The sequence below is a fragment of the Pseudomonas sp. A-R-19 genome (assembly GCF_019956575.1).
GTDB lineage: Bacteria > Pseudomonadota > Gammaproteobacteria > Pseudomonadales > Pseudomonadaceae > Aquipseudomonas.
Window position 1 is genome coordinate 61,388 of sequence record NZ_JAHBDR010000039.1, and the last position, 17,566, is coordinate 78,953.

At 59.3% G+C, this 17,566-nt stretch carries 15 protein-coding genes; 7 read left to right on the top strand and 8 right to left on the bottom strand.

Annotation, left to right across the window (positions count from 1 at the left end; all coding sequences use genetic code 11):
- Positions 1-111 precede the first annotated feature (111 nt).
- The 5 genes from KGA88_RS07790 to KGA88_RS07810 all read right to left on the bottom strand — a co-directional run bounded on the left by KGA88_RS07790 (position 112) and on the right by KGA88_RS07810 (position 7,710).
- On the bottom strand, positions 112-2,922 hold the full coding sequence (locus KGA88_RS07790; protein WP_223590036.1) for an FAD-binding and (Fe-S)-binding domain-containing protein: 2,811 nt from the start codon (positions 2,920-2,922) through the stop codon (positions 112-114).
- The gene (locus KGA88_RS07795) at positions 2,919-3,590 is read right to left on the bottom strand and encodes a lactate utilization protein C (RefSeq protein ID WP_223590039.1); all 672 of its coding nucleotides are present in this window, start codon (positions 3,588-3,590) and stop codon (positions 2,919-2,921) included. Before KGA88_RS07795 ends, KGA88_RS07790 begins: the two co-directional genes overlap by 4 nt.
- Positions 3,590-5,044 (bottom strand): LutB/LldF family L-lactate oxidation iron-sulfur protein, encoded by a 1,455-nt coding sequence (locus tag KGA88_RS07800; RefSeq protein WP_223590042.1) that lies wholly within the window; start codon positions 5,042-5,044, stop codon positions 3,590-3,592. Before KGA88_RS07800 ends, KGA88_RS07795 begins: the two co-directional genes overlap by 1 nt.
- On the bottom strand, positions 5,041-5,865 hold the full coding sequence (locus tag KGA88_RS07805; protein ID WP_110657597.1) for a (Fe-S)-binding protein: 825 nt from the start codon (positions 5,863-5,865) through the stop codon (positions 5,041-5,043). The genes KGA88_RS07800 and KGA88_RS07805 overlap by 4 nt, the downstream gene beginning before the upstream one ends.
- A gap of 150 nt (positions 5,866-6,015) precedes the next feature.
- A complete protein-coding gene (locus KGA88_RS07810; RefSeq protein WP_110657595.1) occupies positions 6,016-7,710 on the bottom strand; it encodes a lactate permease LctP family transporter in 1,695 nt (564 codons plus the stop codon).
- Positions 7,711-7,971: 261 nt separating this feature from the next.
- Here KGA88_RS07810 and KGA88_RS07815 point away from each other — a divergent pair, with 261 nt between their 5' ends.
- Positions 7,972-8,739, top strand: coding sequence for an FCD domain-containing protein (locus KGA88_RS07815; RefSeq protein WP_110657593.1), 768 nt, complete (start codon positions 7,972-7,974; stop codon positions 8,737-8,739).
- 139 nt (positions 8,740-8,878) lie between these two features.
- On the opposite strand, the gene smpB is transcribed toward KGA88_RS07815, so the two are convergent.
- A complete protein-coding gene (gene smpB, locus KGA88_RS07820; protein ID WP_027619335.1) occupies positions 8,879-9,361 on the bottom strand; it encodes an SsrA-binding protein SmpB in 483 nt (160 codons plus the stop codon).
- Between the two features lie 118 nt (positions 9,362-9,479).
- Between smpB and KGA88_RS07825 the strand changes: the two genes are divergently transcribed.
- Genes KGA88_RS07825 through KGA88_RS07835 form a run of 3 tightly spaced genes read left to right on the top strand, consistent with a single transcriptional unit; the run spans position 9,480 to position 11,632 of the window.
- Positions 9,480-10,883 carry a sodium-dependent transporter gene (locus tag KGA88_RS07825; protein WP_110657808.1) on the top strand — a complete coding sequence of 468 codons (1,404 nt, stop codon included), beginning with the start codon at positions 9,480-9,482 and terminating at the stop codon, positions 10,881-10,883.
- Positions 10,884-10,890: 7 nt separating this feature from the next.
- A complete protein-coding gene (locus KGA88_RS07830) occupies positions 10,891-11,325 on the top strand; it encodes a type II toxin-antitoxin system RatA family toxin (protein WP_046038689.1) in 435 nt (144 codons plus the stop codon).
- The gene (locus tag KGA88_RS07835; protein WP_110657810.1) at positions 11,318-11,632 is read left to right on the top strand and encodes an RnfH family protein; all 315 of its coding nucleotides are present in this window, start codon (positions 11,318-11,320) and stop codon (positions 11,630-11,632) included. Before KGA88_RS07830 ends, KGA88_RS07835 begins: the two co-directional genes overlap by 8 nt.
- Positions 11,633-11,693: 61 nt before the next feature.
- Here KGA88_RS07835 and KGA88_RS07840 read toward each other — a convergent pair whose 3' ends face one another.
- Positions 11,694-12,221 (bottom strand): outer membrane protein assembly factor BamE, encoded by a 528-nt coding sequence (locus KGA88_RS07840; RefSeq protein ID WP_110657812.1) that lies wholly within the window; start codon positions 12,219-12,221, stop codon positions 11,694-11,696.
- Positions 12,222-12,318: 97 nt separating this feature from the next.
- Between KGA88_RS07840 and fur the strand changes: the two genes are divergently transcribed.
- On the top strand, positions 12,319-12,723 hold the full coding sequence (gene fur, locus KGA88_RS07845) for a ferric iron uptake transcriptional regulator (protein WP_003197684.1): 405 nt from the start codon (positions 12,319-12,321) through the stop codon (positions 12,721-12,723).
- Positions 12,724-12,798: 75 nt separating this feature from the next.
- Here the strand turns inward: fur and recN are convergent, their stop codons facing one another.
- A complete protein-coding gene (gene recN, locus KGA88_RS07850) occupies positions 12,799-14,472 on the bottom strand; it encodes a DNA repair protein RecN (protein WP_110657814.1) in 1,674 nt (557 codons plus the stop codon).
- 240 nt (positions 14,473-14,712) lie between these two features.
- On the opposite strand from recN, the gene grpE reads away from it, so the two are divergent.
- Complete coding sequence (gene grpE, locus KGA88_RS07855; protein ID WP_056728221.1) at positions 14,713-15,279, top strand: nucleotide exchange factor GrpE; 567 nt, start codon at positions 14,713-14,715, stop codon at positions 15,277-15,279.
- A 102-nt stretch (positions 15,280-15,381) separates the two neighbouring features.
- Positions 15,382-17,298: a molecular chaperone DnaK gene (gene dnaK, locus KGA88_RS07860; protein ID WP_110657816.1), complete on the top strand. Its 1,917-nt coding sequence runs from the start codon at positions 15,382-15,384 to the stop codon at positions 17,296-17,298.
- Positions 17,299-17,566 lie beyond the last annotated feature (268 nt).

A 17,566-nucleotide genomic window follows, 5' to 3' on the forward strand; every position in this document is an offset into this window, starting at 1 on the left:
TCAGTGGACTGCAGCGGCACATCAGGGTTCTGTTTTTTTACTGTAGAGCTGTCGATTCCGAATGTAGCGTTAAGGAAGGTACATCTATGCACCTTCCTGTAGATCCTGCTATCAGGGCACCCTAGCCTGGGTAACGCGGTCCACCAGATAGACTAGCCCGTGGTAGTCAATGCCGCCATGTTGCGTCAGACCGATCTCACAGGTGCGGCTGGTGGAAATGCCTTCGCTGCATTGTTGCACCGCGTCCTTGAGCGTGCGCAGCGAGTGGGCATTCAACTGCGGCGTGGTGAAGCCCTTGTCGCCGGCGAAGCCACAGCAGTGAATGCCTTCAGGAATGACCACGGTTTTGCTGCATTTTCGCGCCAGATCGATCAGCGCCTGGCTTTCGCCAAGGTGTTGAGTGCTGCACGTGACGTGCACCGCAATCGGCGCTTGCTGTGGTGTGAAGTCGAGGCGATCCATCAAGTGTGTGCGAATGAAGCGCACCGGGTCATACAGGTCCAGACGGCTTTCACTCAGGTCCTGGACCAGGCGCAAGGTGCACGGGCTGGTGTCGCAGTAGATCGGATCCAGCCCGCCGCGACTGGCGTGCAGCAAGGCGCCAATCAACTCCTGGCGTTTGTGCTCGGCTTGCTCGACGTAGCCTTTTGACGCGAATGGCTGGCCGCAGCACAGGTTGTCGAGGTTGTCCGGGAAAACCACCTGGTAGCCGGCCTTTTCCAGCAGGCCTCGGGTCTTGTCGTGCAGGGACATTTGCTCCTTGTCACCTGCTGCCGGCCCCATGGCCCGTGATACGCACGCGGCCAGGTATACCACCCGCGGGCGCTCATCGGTGATCGCCGGGCTGAAGCGAATCGGCCGTTCAGGCTGGGGCATGGCGTTGGTCCACTGCGGGACCTGACCCTTGGACAGCTTCGTCAGCGTCGCCGAGAGTTTTGCCAGGCGAGGCGCGCCCAACAACATCCGTGCACCGTTGGCGACGTGCAGGGTAAAACGCGCCCCTTGCAGTGCCGTGGCGAAATTTCCTTCAAGCCAGTTGGCGGTTTTCGTATGCGTTGCCTTGCGACCGCGCAGCTTTTTCACCAGCTCGCCGGTATTGATGCCTACAGGGCAGCGTTGTGCGCACAGGCCGGTGGCGGCGCAGGTGTCGATGCCCTGGTATTCGTAAGCGGTTTCGAGTTCGGTGGTGTCGATGCCGGCGCGTTTCTTCGCCTGAATGTCGCGCCAGATCACGATGCGCTGTCGCGGACTCAGGGTCAGGCCTTTCGACGGGCAGACCGGTTCGCAGAAGCCGCATTCGATGCACTTGTCGACAATCTCGTCGGCGGCCGGCAAGGGCTTGAGGTGCTTGAGGTGGATCTGTGGGTCTTCGCTGAGCACCACATCCGGGTTGAGAATGCCGTTGGGATCCAGCAAGCGCTTGAGTTGCCACATCAACTGATAGGCATCGCTGCCCCATTCCAGCTCGACGAACGGCGCCATGTTGCGCCCGGTGCCGTGTTCGGCTTTCAGCGAACCGCCGAACTCCACAGCCACCAGTTGCGCCACGTCGTCCATGAACGCCTGATAGCGTGCGACTTCTTCCGGGTTGTTGAAGCCTTGGGTGAAGACGAAGTGCAGATTGCCTTCCAGCGCGTGTCCGAAAAGGATCGCTTCGTCGTAGTGATGTTTGTCGAACAGCTCGATCAGGCGGTTGACGCCGATGGCCAGTTGTTCGACCGGGAAGGTGACGTCTTCGATGATCACCGTGGTGCCGGTCTTGCGCACGGCACCGACGGCCGGGAAGGTGTCTTTGCGGATGGCCCATAGACGGGCGTTTTCCTGTGGGTCCTCGGTGAAGTCGACCTGTTTTTCTACCGGGAACGCCTGCAGGGACGTCATGATCTGCACCAGCTGTTCGTGCAGGAGGGTGGACGACGCCGCGCGGGATTCGATCAACAGTGCACAGGCATTATTCGACAAGTGCTGTACGAAGGCGGGCATGCCAGGTTTGTCCTGCACTGAGCGCAGGCTGCGCCGGTCCAGCAGTTCCACGGCCGACACCGGTTGGCTTTTCAGCACGGTGACCGCGTTGCAGCAGGTCTCGACATCCGGGAACACAATCAGGGCCGAGGCCTTGTTCGGGTGGTCGATCACGGTGTCGTAGGTCACGGCACTGATGAACCCGAGCGTACCCTCGGAGCCCACCAGCAAGTGGCTCAAGATATCCACAGGCTCGTCGAAATCCACCAGGGCATTGAGCGACAGGCCGGTGGTATTTTTCAGACGGTATTTGTGGCGGATTCTCGCAGCCAGTTCGGCGTTGGCGCGGGTCTCGCGCCCGATGGTCGCCAGGCGTTCCAGCAGGTCGGCATGGCTTTGGCGAAACGCCGCGACACTGGCGGCATCTTCAGTATCGAGGCGGCTGCCATCGGCCAGCACCAGACGAATGCCGGCCAGGGTGTGATAGGTGTTTTGCGCGGTGCCGCAGCACATGCCGCTGGCATTGTTGGCGACGATACCGCCGATCTTGCAGGCGTTGATCGATGCCGGGTCCGGGCCGATCTTGCGTCCGAACGGTGCCAGCCAGGCGTTGGCCTGGGCACCGATCACGCCCGGTTGCAGGCGAATCTGTGTGCCTTGCCCGCGAATCTCGCGTGCGTTCCAGTTATCCCCAAGCACGATCAGTACCGAGTCGCTGATGGCCTGACCTGAGAGGCTGGTACCAGCGGCACGGAAAGTCACCGGGACTTGATCGCGTTGCGCCAGTTGCAGTAGCGCCACCACTTCGTCTTCGGACTCGACGCGGATCACCAGCTGCGGAATCAGGCGATAGAAACTGGCATCGGTGCCGAACGCCAGGGTCGACAGCGGGTCGTCGAATCGTCGCTCTTGGGGAATCAGTTGCTGTGCATCACGCAGGAACGCGGCCGGTAGACTCATTGGTCCTCCAGAATCAGCACCACCAGGTCTTTCGGACCGTGGGCGCCGTACGCCAGCACTTGCTCGATGTCGGCGGTCTTCGACGGGCCGGACACCAGCAACGCGTTGGTCGGCATGCCCTGGGCCCATTCGAACTCCTGTTGCACCTGATAGAAGTTGTCGCGGATTTCGCTGGCCTTGAGCAGGGCGAAATGCACCGGTGGTACCAGGCTCATCAAGCGTGGCTCTTCTCGCGTCGGCCACATGATCAGGCTACCGGTCGCAGCGATGGCACCGAGAGTGGTAGTCAGACTCGCCGGGGTGTCGTTGAACAGCTCGGCTTTCCATTCTTCAACCGGGCGGTCGTAGGCTTTGAGCGTTGGCAGGCCGGGATTATTCGCCCAGTGCTGTGTGATGCATTGACCGTGGGGCGTTGTCGGTGCGATCAACAGACTGGGCAACTGGCGGTCGCGCAGTAATTGCGCCAGCAGCGCCGGCCATTCTTCGCCGGACGTCAGATGGATTTCCGTGTGCACCGCTTCCATCAGTTTGCGCAGTTGCGCGATGCGTTGTTCAGGTGCGTAGGTGTAAGGCTGGGTCACCAGATCGACATCAAAGTTGTCGGCTACCGGTGTGGTGCCTGTCAGACTTTTACGCAGTTTGGCGAGGATATTTTGCTTGGCGCTCATCAACGATCTCCCTGTTTGGCCAAATGCTCGCGGGCCATGTCATGCAGTGAGCGGGCGGCGGGTTTCGGTGCGCTATGGTTTTGCGTCCACGGGCCGACATTACTCGGTGTGAGGGCGCGCAACCGGGTGGCGAAGAAACCGAACAGGCGATACAGCGTCGGCGAACTGTTGAGCTTCGCCCAGGCGTTCCAGATGAATCGTTCCTTGCGCGAGTACTTGCTGCCCTGGCCGCGCATCACTTGATGGGGGCTGTCGGGGGCCTTGACGTTTTCTTCCCGCAGGCGCCGCAACAGAGCAGGGATCGGGATTTTCACCGGGCAGACTTCACCGCAGGCGCCGCACAGCGAAGAAGCGCTCGGGTGATCCGGGACTTTCGCCAGGCCAGCCATGTGCGGGGTGACGATTTTTCCGATAGGGCCGGGGTAAACCTCCCCATAGGCATGGCCGCCGATTCGGGTGTAGACCGGGCAATGATTCATACAGGCGCCGCAGCGGATGCAGTTCAGGGTCTGGCGCAATTCGCTGTCGGCAAAGGCCTGGCTGCGACCGTTGTCGAGCAATACCAGGTGCACTTCTTGAGGGCCGTCGAGTTCATGTTCCTTGCGCGGGCCCGAGATCATGTTGACGTAGGTAGTGATCGGAATGCCCAGGGCCGAGCGGGTCAACAGCGACAGGAGCGGCACCACGTCGCGCAGGTTTTCCACGACTTTTTCGATACCGGTGACGGCGATGTGCACGGGTGGCACCGTGGTGGTCATGCGGCCGTTGCCTTCGTTTTCCACCAGCAGCAGGGTGCCGGTTTCGGCCACGGCGAAGTTGACACCGGAGACGCCGATGTCCGCTTCAAAGAATTTCTGCCGCAGGACTCTGCGGCCGATTTGAATGAGTTGGTCTACGTCCTTGGTGTATTCCACGCCAAGTTTGTCGTGGAACAAGGACGCGACCTGACCGGCATTCTTGTGGATTGCCGGCATGATTATGTGTGAAGGCTTCTCGTGGTCGAGCTGGACGATGTACTCGCCCATGTCTGATTCCAGGCATTCAATGCCCTGTTCAGCGAGGAAATGGTTCATCTCCATTTCTTCGCTGACCATCGATTTGCCCTTGATCACTTGCCGCCCCTCGTGAGCGCGGATGATCGAAAGGACGATGCCATTGGCTTCGTCCACCGTTTCCGCCCAGTGCACTGTCACACCATTGCGGGTCAGGTTCTGTTCAAGTTGCTCGAGCAGGTCGGGCAACTTGGATAACGCTCGGGCGCGGACGGCATTGCCCAGCGCGCGCAAATGTTCTCTTTCATGGGCATCGCTGAACGCCGCTGCCCGTTTGCTCATCAGTGAATCCATCGCCTTGCGAAAGTTGCCTCGCAATTGCGCGTCACCCAGCGCGTTGTGGGCGCGGGTGCGGAAATCTTCTTCTACGGCAACCGTAGGAATAATCGCGGAAGTGCTCATCGGGCACCTCCGGTACGCTGCCAGAGGAAGCTGGCCAGATGCTGACCGCGCAACGCTTCCTGCTGTTTTTCCAGGGAACCGTTGATGTTCATCAAACAGCCGCAGTCGGCACTCAACACCTTGTGCGCGCCGGATTCCTTCAATGCCCGGGTCTTGTCAGCCACCATCGCGCCGGAAATGTCTGGCATACGGACGCTGAATGTTCCGCCAAAGCCACAGCACTCACTTTCGTGATCGTGATTGACCCGCTCCACATTGCTCAACTGCGACAACAACTCGCGGCCGTGCAGGTGGGTATTCATTTCGCGGCGTGCCGAACACGAAGTGTGCAACGCCACTTTCACCGGCGCGCCGCTGTCCTTGAGCTGCACCTTGCAGACAAACAACAGGAACTCGGCCAGCTCAAAGGTTCTGGCTGCCAGCGCCTGAACCTGTTTCAACGTCTGCGGCTCGTCCTTGAACAAGTCGGCATAGTGCTCGCGCAACATCCCGGCACAAGAGCCCGACGGCACCACCACTGGATAATCCCCGGCAAACAACGCCAGTTGCGAGCGCGCCACGGTCCGTGCCTGCTCGGTGTAACCCGAGGTGTAGGCCGGTTGTCCGCAGCAGCTTTGTCCTTGCGGGTACTCGACACGGATGCCTTCGCGCTCCAGCAGGTGGATCGCGTCCATCCCGGCTTCGGGGTAGAACAAATCGACCACGCAGGTCCCGAACAGGTAGACCCGTGACGGTTTCTCGCTGGGGTATTGCCGAGGCTCGGGCAGTGGCGGGGCGACACGGGTCGCATTCGGCACAGCGTTGTAAAAAAGCTCGCTCATCAGGCGGTCTCCGGGTGGTCCCGGTTATTCGTCTGTTGAGGCCGCTGAATATAGAGCCGGAAGCTTTCAGCAGCCTTACAGACCGGGGTGTGGATTGCGGACGCCGGGGGCGTGGCCCGGTGTCGGTTTTTACCGTTTTGCCTGTAGTCCTTAGTGGACCAGCATGCCGGTGAACCAGTAGGCCTGGGCCAACGTGATCAAGCCGACAATCGTTGCAAAGAATAGGCTGTGCTTGAGGGTGAAGCGGAACAGATCCGACTCCTTGCCCACCAGGCCTGTCGCGGCGCAGGCCACGGCGATCGATTGTGGCGAGATCATCTTGCCGGTCACGCCGCCGCTGGTATTGGCTGCCACCAGCAAGGTGTCGTTGACACCGATTTGGTGTGCGGTGGTCGCTTGCAGCGAACTGAACAGGGCGTTGGACGAAGTATCGGAGCCGGTGAGGAACACGCCCAGCCAGCCGAGGAACGGCGAGAAGAACGGGAACGCCGCCCCCGTCGCCGCCAGTACCAGGGCCATGGTCGAGGACATGCCCGAGTAGTTGGTCACGAAGGCAAACGCCAGCACCATGCCGATGGACAGGATCGGCCAGCGCAGTTCGTAGAAGGTCTCTTTAAAAGTGGTCAGACCAGTTTTGAAGTTGACCTTGAGCACCAGCATCGAGATCAGCGCCGAGAAGAAAATCGCAGTGCCGGTGGCGGATATCGGGTCCAGTTTGAACACCGCTGGAATGGCGGTTGGCGTAGCCACGATCGGTGCGACCTTGATCACCATTTGATCAAGATGCGGGATCGCAAAGTTGAACACGAAGCTGTACATCGAACCGCCGGCGGCGAACATGGCCTTGAACGGTTTCAGGGTCCAGATGGTGACCAGTACGGTGAGAATCAAAAACGGCGACCAGGCCTTGAAAATTTCCCCAAGGCTGTAGGGCGAAGCCACGGTAGTGCGCTTCTGGCCGAAACCACCGACGCTGGCGCTCACCACGGAGGCCGAGACGGCGCCGGCAATGTGTTGGCCTGCGGCGCGTTTCGGTTGCCAGACTTTCAGGAACAGGGTCAGGGAAATCAGGCTGGCCAGGGCCGAGGTAATGTCCGGCAGTTCCGGGCCGATGAAGTTCGAGGTGAAGTACTGGGTCACGGCAAAGCTCAAGCCGGCCACCAGGGCTGCCGGCCAGGTTTCCCGCACGCCGCGCAGGCCGTCCATCATGAACACCAGCCAGAACGGCACGAACAGCGACAGCAGCGGCAGTTGGCGACCGGTCATGGCGCCGATCTTGAACGCGTCGATGCCGGTGACTTGGCCGGCAACGATGATCGGAATGCCCAGGGCGCCGAAGGCTACCGGCGCGGTGTTGGCGATCAGGCACAAGCCGGCGGCGTACAGCGGGTTGAAGCCAAGTCCTACCAGCAGGGCCGCGGTAATCGCCACCGGTGCGCCAAAACCGGCCGCGCCTTCGAGGAAGGCACCGAAGCAGAAGCCGATCAGCAGGACCTGCAGGCGCTGGTCATCGGTGATCGACAGGACCGAACTGCGGATGACTTCAAACTGGCCACTCTTTACCGTCAGTTTGTAGAGGAACACCGCTGCCACAATGATCCAGGCAATCGGCCACAGGCCATAAGCGAATCCATACCCGGCGGCGGCGAATGCCATATCGACCGGCATCTGGAAAGCGAAGATCGCCACCAGGATCGACAAAGCCAGGGTGATGCTGCCAGCCACATGTCCTTTGAGACGGAACACGGCCAGGGCCAGGAAGAAAAACACGATGGGGATGACGGCTGCGAGTGCGGACAGTCCGAGGCTGCCGAGCGGGGTATAGAGCTGTTGCCAGGTTTGCATATGGGGTGGCCCCTAATTGTTGTTGGTCAGGCACTGATCAGCGTTCTTGGATAATTGGTAAGACCAATTTACAATCGCTGTTGGCTAGGGTAAAAGCCTTGTAGGCGGTGTGTCAATTTGCCGCCCTAAAACTTTTGTCGAATGCAAAGTGCGCAGGTCGTCTGCCTGGTATGACCCAATGCGCTGTGGCAGGTGCTGGCGCGGCGCCGATAGGCCAGAATAGAGCCCCGGCGAGCCGTCGGATCGTGGAGTAATCGAGTTATGGGGTTTGATCAGATTCGTCAGCGCCGTTTGTCTGACGATATTGTCGAGCAGCTTGAGGGCATGATCCTCGAGGGCACGCTGAAAGCGGGTGAGCGCTTGCCGGCCGAGCGCGCGTTGGCCGAACAATTTGGCGTGTCACGCCCTTCGTTGCGCGAAGCCATTCAGAAGCTGACCGCCAAGGGCTTGCTGGTCAGTCGCCAGGGCGGCGGCAACTATGTGGTGGAATCGCTGGGCACGACCTTCAGTGATCCCTTGTTGCAGTTGCTGGAAAGCAATCCCGAGGCGCAACGCGATCTGCTGGAGTTTCGCCATACGCTGGAGGCGTCCTGCGCCTACTACGCGGCGCTGCGTGCCACTGATGTGGATCGCGAGCGGCTGACCGCGGCATTCAACGAATTACAGGACTGTTACTCGCGTCACGAAGAAGTGAGTCGTGCCGAAGAGGGGGCGGCGGACGCCAGATTTCACCTGGCGATTGCCGAGGCCAGTCATAACGCCGTTTTGTTGCACACCATTCGCGGGCTGTTCGACCTGCTCAAGCGCAACGTGGTGACCAACATCGGCGGCATGTACAAGCAGCGCACTGAAACCCGCGACATGCTGATCACGCAGCATCGGGAGTTGTATCAGGCGATTATCGAAGGTCATGCAGAGCAGGCGCGGGAAGTTTCCAGTCGACACATTCTGTATGTGCAGGAGGTGCTGGAAGAAGTGCGTCAGGAAGTACAGCGCATGGCCCGGGCGGAGCGGCGCAGGGGGATGTAATCAGGGTGCATGCGTTGGCAGTTCAAACGCAATCGCCAGCAAGCCGGCTCCTACAGGTTTGTGGCCCACCGTTGAATTCATGACGGGCTGGGGTCTGTAGGAGCCGGCTTGCTGGCGATCGCGATTTCAAGGAGTGGAATTAATCTTCCTTGCCCTTGTTGCGCACCGCTCGCTGCAATTCGCGACCGGCATCGCGTTCGCGCTCGGTATCGCGCTTGTCGTATTCCTTCTTGCCCTTGCCCAGTGCGATCTCGCACTTGACCATGTGCTTGCTCCAGTACCAGGACAGGCACACGCAGGCGTAACCCTTTTGCTGCACGGCAGCGGACAGCTTTTCCAGCTCGCGCCGGTTGAGCAGCAGCTTGCGGGTGCGGACCGGGTCAGCGATGACATGGGTGCTGGCGGTCGTCAGGGGCGTAATGTGGCTGCCGAGCAGCCAGGCTTCGCCATCCTTGAGCAGCACGTAACTGTCAACCAGTTGCAGCTTGCTTGCCCGCAGACTTTTTACTTCCCAGCCGGCCAGGACCAGACCAGCCTCGAACCGATGTTCGATGAAGTAATCGTGTCGCGCCTTTTTATTTTGCGCGATGGTCCCTGTTGGGTGTTTCTTCTGTTTAGCCATAGGGGCGGCATTATAGGGAGTTACAACAGAGTCGGCTATGGGGTTGCTACGTGCTTGAGCAGGTTGATTGAATCCCGGACAATGCGGCCTCTTTTTTGAACGCTTGGGCGTGATAACGATGTCGACAGACAAGGTTTCTGTCCACGGCAGTTGGGCTAGCCGCTGGGTCTTCATACTCGCCGCGACCGGTTCGGCCGTGGGACTGGGTAGTATCTGGAAATTCCCGTACATGGTCGGCGTCTATGGCGGCGGTGCCTTCGTGCTGATGTTCCTGGCCTGCATCGCGCTGATCGGCGTGCCGGTCATGCTGGCCGAAACCCTGATCGGCCGGCGTGCCCGGCAGAGTCCGGCGAATGCCTTGAAGACACTGGCGATCGAGGCAGGGCACTCGGCCAAATGGTCCTGGGGTGCGTTTGCCGGGATGATCACGGCGTTGCTGATCCTGTCGTTCTACAGTGTGGTGGGCGGCTGGTCGCTGGATTACATCATTGATATGGGGCGGGGCGACTTCCAGGGGGTAACGGCGGATCAGGTGGGGGCTTACTTCGGCAACGTGATCGCCGACCCATGGCGCCTGACACTTTGGCACACGATTTTCATGCTGTTGTCTGCGGTGGTAATTGCCAAGGGGGTGGTCGCCGGGCTCGAGCGCAGCCTGCGCATCATGATGCCGCTGCTGTTTGTGATGATCCTGGTGCTGCTGGGCTACAGCATGACCACCGGGCATTTCATGGAAGGCGTGCATTTCATGTTCGACTTCCATCCGGAAAAGGTCCTGGACGGCTTGTTGCCGGCAATGGGGCACGCGTTCTTTTCCCTGAGCGTGGGCGTCGGTTCGATCATGATCTACGGCGCCTACATGCCGAAGAGCTCGTCGATTTCGGGGACGGTCGTTGGCGTAGCATTGCTCGATACCTTCGTTTCCCTGGTGGCCGGCCTGGCATTGTTTCCGATTGTTTTCGCGGCAGGCCTGAATCCGAGCGAAGGGCCTGGGTTGATGTTCGTCAGCCTGCCGTTTGCCTTCGGTAACGTGGCATTCGGCCAATTGATGGGCGTGGTGTTCTTCGTGTTGGTGGCGGTGGCGGCCTGGAGTTCGGCGATCTCCCTGCTTGAGCCGATGGTGGCCTACCTGGTCGAGCGCACTAAAGTGAGTCGTGCCTGGGTTACCTTCTGGTTGGCTTTCAGTTGCTGGTTTGTCGGCCTGGGGACGGTTTTTTCCTTCAATATCTGGAAGGAGGCCAAGTTCTTCGTGAACGAAGGCGGGGTGTTCCACCTCTACCAATGGGGAGCAACCGGCGGTCTCGACTTCTTTGGCGTGATCGATTTCTTCACCTCGCGACTCATGTTGCCGCTTGGCGGTTTGTGTTTCGTGGTGTTTGCGGGCTGGATCATGGGGCGTGAAGCGGTGCGCGACGAGCTGTCGATCCGCAACCCTGCGCTGTTTGGCCTGTCCTTGTTCTTGATGCGCTATGTGGCGCCCATCGGCATTCTTGTAGTGTTTGCCGCCCAGCTGTGGAAGTGACGCTGACATGACGACACACATTTCACGTTCGGCTTTGCTGCCGTACCCGGCACAAGCGCTGTATGACCTGGTCAACGACGTGGCGCGTTATCCGGAGTTTCTGCCGTGGTGCTCGTCGGCCGAAGTGCTGGAGAGCTCCCCTGAGCATATGCGGGCGAGCGTCGGCGTGGCGAAGGGGGGCCTCAGCCAGCATTTCGTGACGCGCAACACGCTGGTTCCGGGGCAGTCGATCGAAATGAACCTCGAAGAGGGCCCTTTCACCCAATTGCATGGCATCTGGGTATTCAAGGCGCTGACCGACAAGGCCTGCAAGATCAGCCTTGATCTGTCGTTCGATTACGCTGGGCCGCTGGTTCGCGCCACTTTGGGGCCGCTGTTCAATCAGGCGGCCAATACCCTGGTGGATGCGTTCTGCCAACGCGCCAAGCAGATACATGGTTGAGGTCATGATTGACGTCGAGGTGGTCTATGCGGCTGTAGACCGTCAGGCACTGCTGACGGTGACGGTGCCTGCCGGGACGACAGTGCGGGCGGCCTTGCTCAGGTCAGCCGTGGCTGAGGAGTTTCCGGAGCTGGATCTGACCCATTGCGCCGTGGGGATCTTCGGCAAGGTTGTCGCCGATCCAGAGAGTCGGGCAGTTCAGGCAGGGGATCGTATCGAGATTTACCGGCCCCTGTTGGCCGATCCGAAAGAGGTGCGCCGACTGCGGGCGGCAAAGGCTGCCGAGGCCAAAGCGCGGAATCAGTGAGTGGCTTGAACGCCAGACAATAAAAAGCCCGGACATGCCGGGCTTTTTAATGCGCCACAAATTATTGCGGCGAAGTTTCCAGCGGTTGCGGCGTCGGGACCGGAACGGTTTCTACACCGTCGACGTCCTTCTGGATCTGATCCAGCAACGAGCCTGGCTTGACCGGTTTTTCCGGCTTTGGCTTCTCGACGTTTTCTGCCGGGGCAGCCACTGTCGTGCCGCTATCCTTGCCAAGAATGGCTTCGTCACGGCTTACGCCTGGCATGAAATCACCAGAGAGGCTGACAAGCTGATCATTTGGGTTGAAGATAACGCTAATGCGTTCCTGTTGGCGTTCACCGCCACCTGGTTGCAGGCTGTACAGATAATCCCAGCGATCGGCATGGAACGTGTCAGTCAGCAGAGGGTTGCCCATGATAAACCGTACTTGCTTACGGGTCATTCCCGGGCGTAACTGGTCTATCATGTCCTGCGTGACGACATTGCCCTGCTGGATGTCGATTTTGTAAACCCCGGGGAATGAACAACCGGCGAGTGCGAGCAGTCCCACAAAGGTGAAACTGGTTAGCAAGAGCTTGGTGTTTTGCATCGGTGGGCGACTTCCACTATCTTGGCTGGGACAACGTAAACGCCGATCATACCCGCATTAAGAGAAGCTGCGAAGCAGCATCGCGAGAAAGCTGACCATGGTTGAAAATAGCGAACTACGCAAAGCCGGCCTCAAAGTGACCCTGCCACGGGTCAAAATTCTGCAAATGCTCGATTCCGCCGAGCAACGCCACATGAGTGCCGAGGATGTCTACAAGGCCCTTATGGAGGCTGGTGAGGACGTCGGTCTGGCCACGGTTTACCGTGTTCTGACCCAGTTCGAGGCAGCTGGCCTTGTGGTGCGGCACAACTTCGACGGAGGCCATGCGGTCTTCGAACTGGACGACGGAAAGCATCACGACCATATGGTCAACGTCGAAACCAGCGAAGTGATCGAATTCTTCGACGAAGAAATCGAGCGGCTTCAGAAAGCAATCGTCGACAAGTATGGCTTCGAGATGGTTGATCACAATCTGGTGCTGTACGTGCGCAAGAAAAAGTAAGCATGTCGCGCGAACATCCGTTCGCGAAACGAGCGAAGGCGACCCCAGGGTCGCCTTCGTGCTTTCTGCCGTTATTCAAGCTTTTGCGGCAACCACCATTTTTTTCGCGTGAGCCAGGGACTCCTTGGTGAGATCGATGCCCCCCAGCATTCGTGCGACCTCTTCGACGCGGTCGTTTTTGCTCAGTTTGGAAACGGCCGTGCGAGTGGCATCTTCGCCACGCACTTTATGCACAAACAGATGCTGATGACCTTGCGCTGCCACTTGCGGCAAGTGGGTCACGGTCAGCACCTGCCCGCGCTCGCCGAGCCTGCGCAGTAACTGGCCGACGATTTCTGCTGTCGGGCCGCCGATGCCGACGTCGACTTCGTCGAACACCAGGGTCGGTACGCGGGAGGTCTGTGCGGTGATCACCTGAATCGCCAGGCTGATCCGCGACAGTTCGCCGCCGGACGCCACTTTCGCCAGGGCCTTCAGCGGCTGGCCAGGGTTGGCGCTGACCAGCAGTTCTACCTGTTCCAGGCCATTTGGTAGCAGTTCGGCGCTGCTGTTCGGGCGCAGTTCAATGGTGAAGCGCCCGCCGGGCATGCCCAGGCGCTGGATTTCCTGTTCCACGGCGCTGGCTAGGCTGTTCGAGGCTTGGTGGCGCAGATCACTCAGTTCGCGAGCCTTTTCCTGGTAATGCCGAGCGTATGAGGCCAGCTCATCGCTCAGGCGCTCGATGGATTCGTCGTTAGCGTTCAGGGTTTCGATTTCATCCAGCAGTTTCTGTTGCATCTCGGCAACTTCGGTCGGCTGGATGCGGTGCTTGCGGGCCATCGTATAGATCGCATCGAGCCGTTCCTCAAGGTATTGAAGGCGCGCCGGATCGGCGTCGAAGTTGTCGAGAAAGCGGTTCAACTCGCCGACGGCTTCTTCAACCTGGATCTGCGCACTGGTCAGCAGGCTGCTGGCCTCGCCGAGAGCGCCGATCGAATTATTCACACTGGACAAGCGGTTGAGGCTTGCAGTGAGTGCGTTCAGTACATTGCCGGAATCACTTTCGCTGCACTGTTCTACGACCTGCCGGCAGATACCCAGCAGGGTTTCTGCGTTGGTCAGGTTCTTGTGTTCCTGCTCAAGCTGCTCAAGTTCATTGTCACCAAGGCCCAGGTTTTCCAGCTCTTCGAGTTGATAGCTGAGCAACTGATGGCGGGCACGCTGCTCATCGCCTGAATTGGAGAGTCGATCCAGTTCCTGGCGGGTCTGGCGCCAGCGCTGGGCGGCCAGTTGAACCTGGCGGGCAAGGTCCGTCGCGCCAGCATATTCGTCCAGCAGGCGACGGTGGGTATCGGTCTTGAGCAGGGATTGGTGTTCGTGCTGGCTGTGAATGTCGATCAGCAACTCGCCCAGCGCCTTGAGGTCGCCAAGCGGGCAGGGCGTGCCGTTGATATAGCCCCGCGAGCGTCCTTCCGATGTAATCACGCGGCGCAGAATGCACGGGCCGTCGCTTTCGAGGTCGCGTTCAGCCAGCCAGGTGCTGGCTTCCGGAATATCGGCCAGATCGAAGGTGGCCAGGATGTCGGCCTTGTCGGCGCCGGGGCGGACCACGCCGCTATCGGCGCGATCGCCCAGGGTCAGGCCCAGCGCGTCGAGCATGATCGACTTGCCCGCGCCGGTTTCCCCGGTGATCACGCTCATCCCGCGATCGAGTTCGAGATCGAGATGTTCAACGATGGCGTAGTTGTGTACGGACAGGTGCACCAGCATATGGGCCGCTCCCAGGTGTTAGGTCTGGTTATTTATACAGTGTTTTGTTTCTGGCTGACAATGCCCCTTGTTAGCTCGATTCGCTCGGTCCGACGAAAGCCTTATCGCGACCGGGAATGACAATGCAGTTGTTTTTTGTAGGGTTAATCATCGGCGCCCCTTGAAGCCGGATTTTGCGGCCCCATATAGCTGGGCAGAAGCGCGAGTTGAGCTCGCGGACGAAATTGAAAGGAGAAATCTATGGCTGACGAACAGACAGTGGATACGCAAAACCCAGACGCCAACCAGGCGCCCGAGGCATCGGGTGATGACCTGGCGGCTCGTGTACAAGTGCTCGAAGAGCAACTGGCAGGCGCTCAGGATCAGGCTTTGCGTGTAGCTGCCGATCTGCAGAACGTCCGCCGTCGCGCCGAGCAGGATGTAGAGAAAGCTCACAAGTTCGCGCTGGAAAAGTTCGCCAGCGACCTGCTGCCGATCGTCGACAGCCTGGAGCGCGGCCTGGAACTGTCCAGCCCGGACGACGAAAGCATTCGTCCGATGCGCGAAGGCATCGAGCTGACCCTGAAAATGTTCCACGACACTCTCAAGCGTTATCAGCTTGAAGCGATCGATCCGCATGGCGAACCGTTCAACGCCGTTCACCATCAGGCAATGGCCATGCAGGAAAGCGCCGACGTCGAGCCGAACAGCGTTCTGAAGGTGTTCCAGAAGGGCTATCAGCTCAATGGTCGCCTGCTGCGCCCGGCGATGGTCGTGGTCAGCAAGGCGCCTGCGCCGGTTTCGCCTTCGATTGACGAGCAGGCTTGAAATCCGCCGCAAGGCCCCCATTTATAAGTCAAGCGTTTAAGTGCTACCGCAGTTAGCCACCACTGCTGCGGCAACCAAATCCAAAGTTTCGGGAGAGTGAACATGGGCAAAATTATCGGTATCGACCTGGGGACTACCAACTCCTGCGTCTCCGTGCTGGAAAACGGCAAGGCAAAAGTTATTGAAAACGCTGAAGGCGCGCGTACCACGCCGTCGATCATCGCTTACGCCAACGATGGCGAAATCCTGGTTGGCCAGTCGGCCAAGCGTCAGGCAGTGACCAATCCGCATAACACCCTGTATGCGGTGAAGCGTCTGATCGGTCGTCGCTTCGACGAAGAAGTCGTGCAGAAAGACATCCAGATGGTCCCTTACAAGATCGTCAAGGCTGACAACAGCGACGCCTGGGTTGAAGTGAACGGCCAGAAAATGGCGCCGCCACAAATCTCGGCTGAAATCCTCAAGAAAATGAAGAAGACCGCCGAAGATTACCTCGGCGAGACCGTGACTGAAGCGGTGATCACCGTTCCGGCCTACTTCAACGACAGCCAGCGTCAGGCGACCAAAGACGCCGGCCGCATCGCTGGCCTGGACGTGAAACGTATCATCAACGAACCAACCGCAGCCGCTCTGGCTTACGGCATGGACAAGGCCAAGGGCGATCACACCGTGATCGTTTACGACTTGGGCGGTGGTACTTTCGACGTTTCCGTGATCGAAATCGCCGAAGTCGATGGCGAGCACCAGTTCGAAGTACTGGCCACCAACGGTGACACGTTCCTGGGCGGTGAAGACTTTGACATTCGTCTGATCGACTACCTCGTCGACGAGTTCAAGAAAGAAAGCGGCATGAACCTCAAGGGTGACCCGCTGGCCATGCAGCGCCTGAAAGAAGCCGCTGAAAAAGCCAAGATCGAGCTGTCTTCCGCTCAGTCGACCGACGTGAACCTGCCGTACATCACTGCAGACGCCACCGGTCCTAAGCACTTGAACGTGAAAATCTCCCGCGCCAAGCTCGAAGCGCTGGTTGAAGACCTGGTTCAGCGCACCATCGAACCTTGCCGCATCGCTCTGAAAGACTCCGGTATCGACGTTGGCGCGATCAACGACGTGATCCTGGTAGGCGGTCAGACCCGTATGCCACTGGTTCAGAAGCTGGTAACCGAGTTCTTCGGCAAAGAAGCTCGTAAGGACGTCAACCCGGACGAAGCAGTTGCCATGGGTGCTGCTATCCAGGGCGCGGTATTGGCCGGTGACGTGAAAGACGTTCTGCTGCTCGACGTCAGCCCGCTGACCCTGGGTATCGAAACCATGGGTGGCGTGATGACCGCGCTGATCGAGAAAAACACCACGATTCCTACCAAGAAATCGCAAGTGTTCTCGACTGCCGACGACAACCAGGGCGCCGTGACCATCCACGTGCTGCAAGGCGAGCGTAAGCAAGCCGCACAGAACAAGTCCCTGGGCAAGTTCGACCTGGCCGAGATTCCACCAGCGCCACGTGGCGTGCCGCAAATCGAAGTGACCTTCGACATCGACGCCAACGGCATCCTGCACGTAGGTGCGAAGGACAAGGCTACCGGCAAGACTCAGTCGATCGTGATCAAGGCCAACTCCGGCCTGTCCGACGAAGAGATCGAGCGCATGGTGCGTGATGCCGAGGCGAATGCCGAGGAAGACCGCAAGTTCGAAGAGCTGGCCGCTGCCCGCAACCAGGGTGACGCACTGGTTCACTCGACGCGCAAAATGGTTGCCGATGCTGGCGACAAGGTGAGCGCTGAAGAGAAGACTGCAATCGAAGCTGCCGTAGTTGCCCTGGAAGCCGCCGTTAAAGGCGACGACAAGGCTGTTATCGACGCCAAGGTTGAAGAGCTGTCGAAAGTCTCCGCTCCAGTGGCGCAGAAGATGTACGCCGAACAGGCTCAGCCTGCTGAAGGCGCTGCACCGCAGGGCGAATCGGCTGAAAAGGCTGACGACGTTGTCGATGCCGAGTTCGAAGAAGTCAAAGACCACAAGTAAGTTGTTGGTCGGCCGGTTGACTGCCTTTAGGCGGTGACTGGTAGGATGTCGCCGCGCGGGAGCTTGCTCCCGCGTTGGCGTATCTGGAATACGCGAATTTTTACAGCATGCGACAGTGTTCGCCTGCTGCTGGCATGGCCGGGAATGCTCCTGCTTTCCGAGCTGTAAGTGCCAATTTGAAACAAAGACCAGGATCGTTGAATTGACGTGAGTTGGGTCCGGGCCTGTATTGGGGCTCAGCGAGTTCGGCAAACTCAGGAGGGTTTTG

Coding starts and splice junctions, on each gene's coding strand:
- smpB (WP_027619335.1), bottom strand. CDS start 9,361: ATGGCTAAACAGAAGAAACACCCAACAGGGACCATCGCGCAAAATAAA.
- KGA88_RS07790 (WP_223590036.1), bottom strand. CDS start 2,922: ATGAGTCTACCGGCCGCGTTCCTGCGTGATGCACAGCAACTGATTCCC.
- KGA88_RS07800 (WP_223590042.1), bottom strand. CDS start 5,044: ATGAGCACTTCCGCGATTATTCCTACGGTTGCCGTAGAAGAAGATTTC.
- KGA88_RS07840 (WP_110657812.1), bottom strand. CDS start 12,221: ATGCAAAACACCAAGCTCTTGCTAACCAGTTTCACCTTTGTGGGACTG.
- dnaK (WP_110657816.1), top strand. CDS start 15,382: ATGGGCAAAATTATCGGTATCGACCTGGGGACTACCAACTCCTGCGTC.
- KGA88_RS07825 (WP_110657808.1), top strand. CDS start 9,480: ATGTCGACAGACAAGGTTTCTGTCCACGGCAGTTGGGCTAGCCGCTGG.
- KGA88_RS07815 (WP_110657593.1), top strand. CDS start 7,972: ATGGGGTTTGATCAGATTCGTCAGCGCCGTTTGTCTGACGATATTGTC.
- KGA88_RS07810 (WP_110657595.1), bottom strand. CDS start 7,710: ATGCAAACCTGGCAACAGCTCTATACCCCGCTCGGCAGCCTCGGACTG.
- KGA88_RS07835 (WP_110657810.1), top strand. CDS start 11,318: ATGGTTGAGGTCATGATTGACGTCGAGGTGGTCTATGCGGCTGTAGAC.
- KGA88_RS07805 (WP_110657597.1), bottom strand. CDS start 5,865: ATGAGCGAGCTTTTTTACAACGCTGTGCCGAATGCGACCCGTGTCGCC.
- fur (WP_003197684.1), top strand. CDS start 12,319: ATGGTTGAAAATAGCGAACTACGCAAAGCCGGCCTCAAAGTGACCCTG.
- recN (WP_110657814.1), bottom strand. CDS start 14,472: ATGCTGGTGCACCTGTCCGTACACAACTACGCCATCGTTGAACATCTC.
- KGA88_RS07830 (WP_046038689.1), top strand. CDS start 10,891: ATGACGACACACATTTCACGTTCGGCTTTGCTGCCGTACCCGGCACAA.
- grpE (WP_056728221.1), top strand. CDS start 14,713: ATGGCTGACGAACAGACAGTGGATACGCAAAACCCAGACGCCAACCAG.
- KGA88_RS07795 (WP_223590039.1), bottom strand. CDS start 3,590: ATGAGCGCCAAGCAAAATATCCTCGCCAAACTGCGTAAAAGTCTGACA.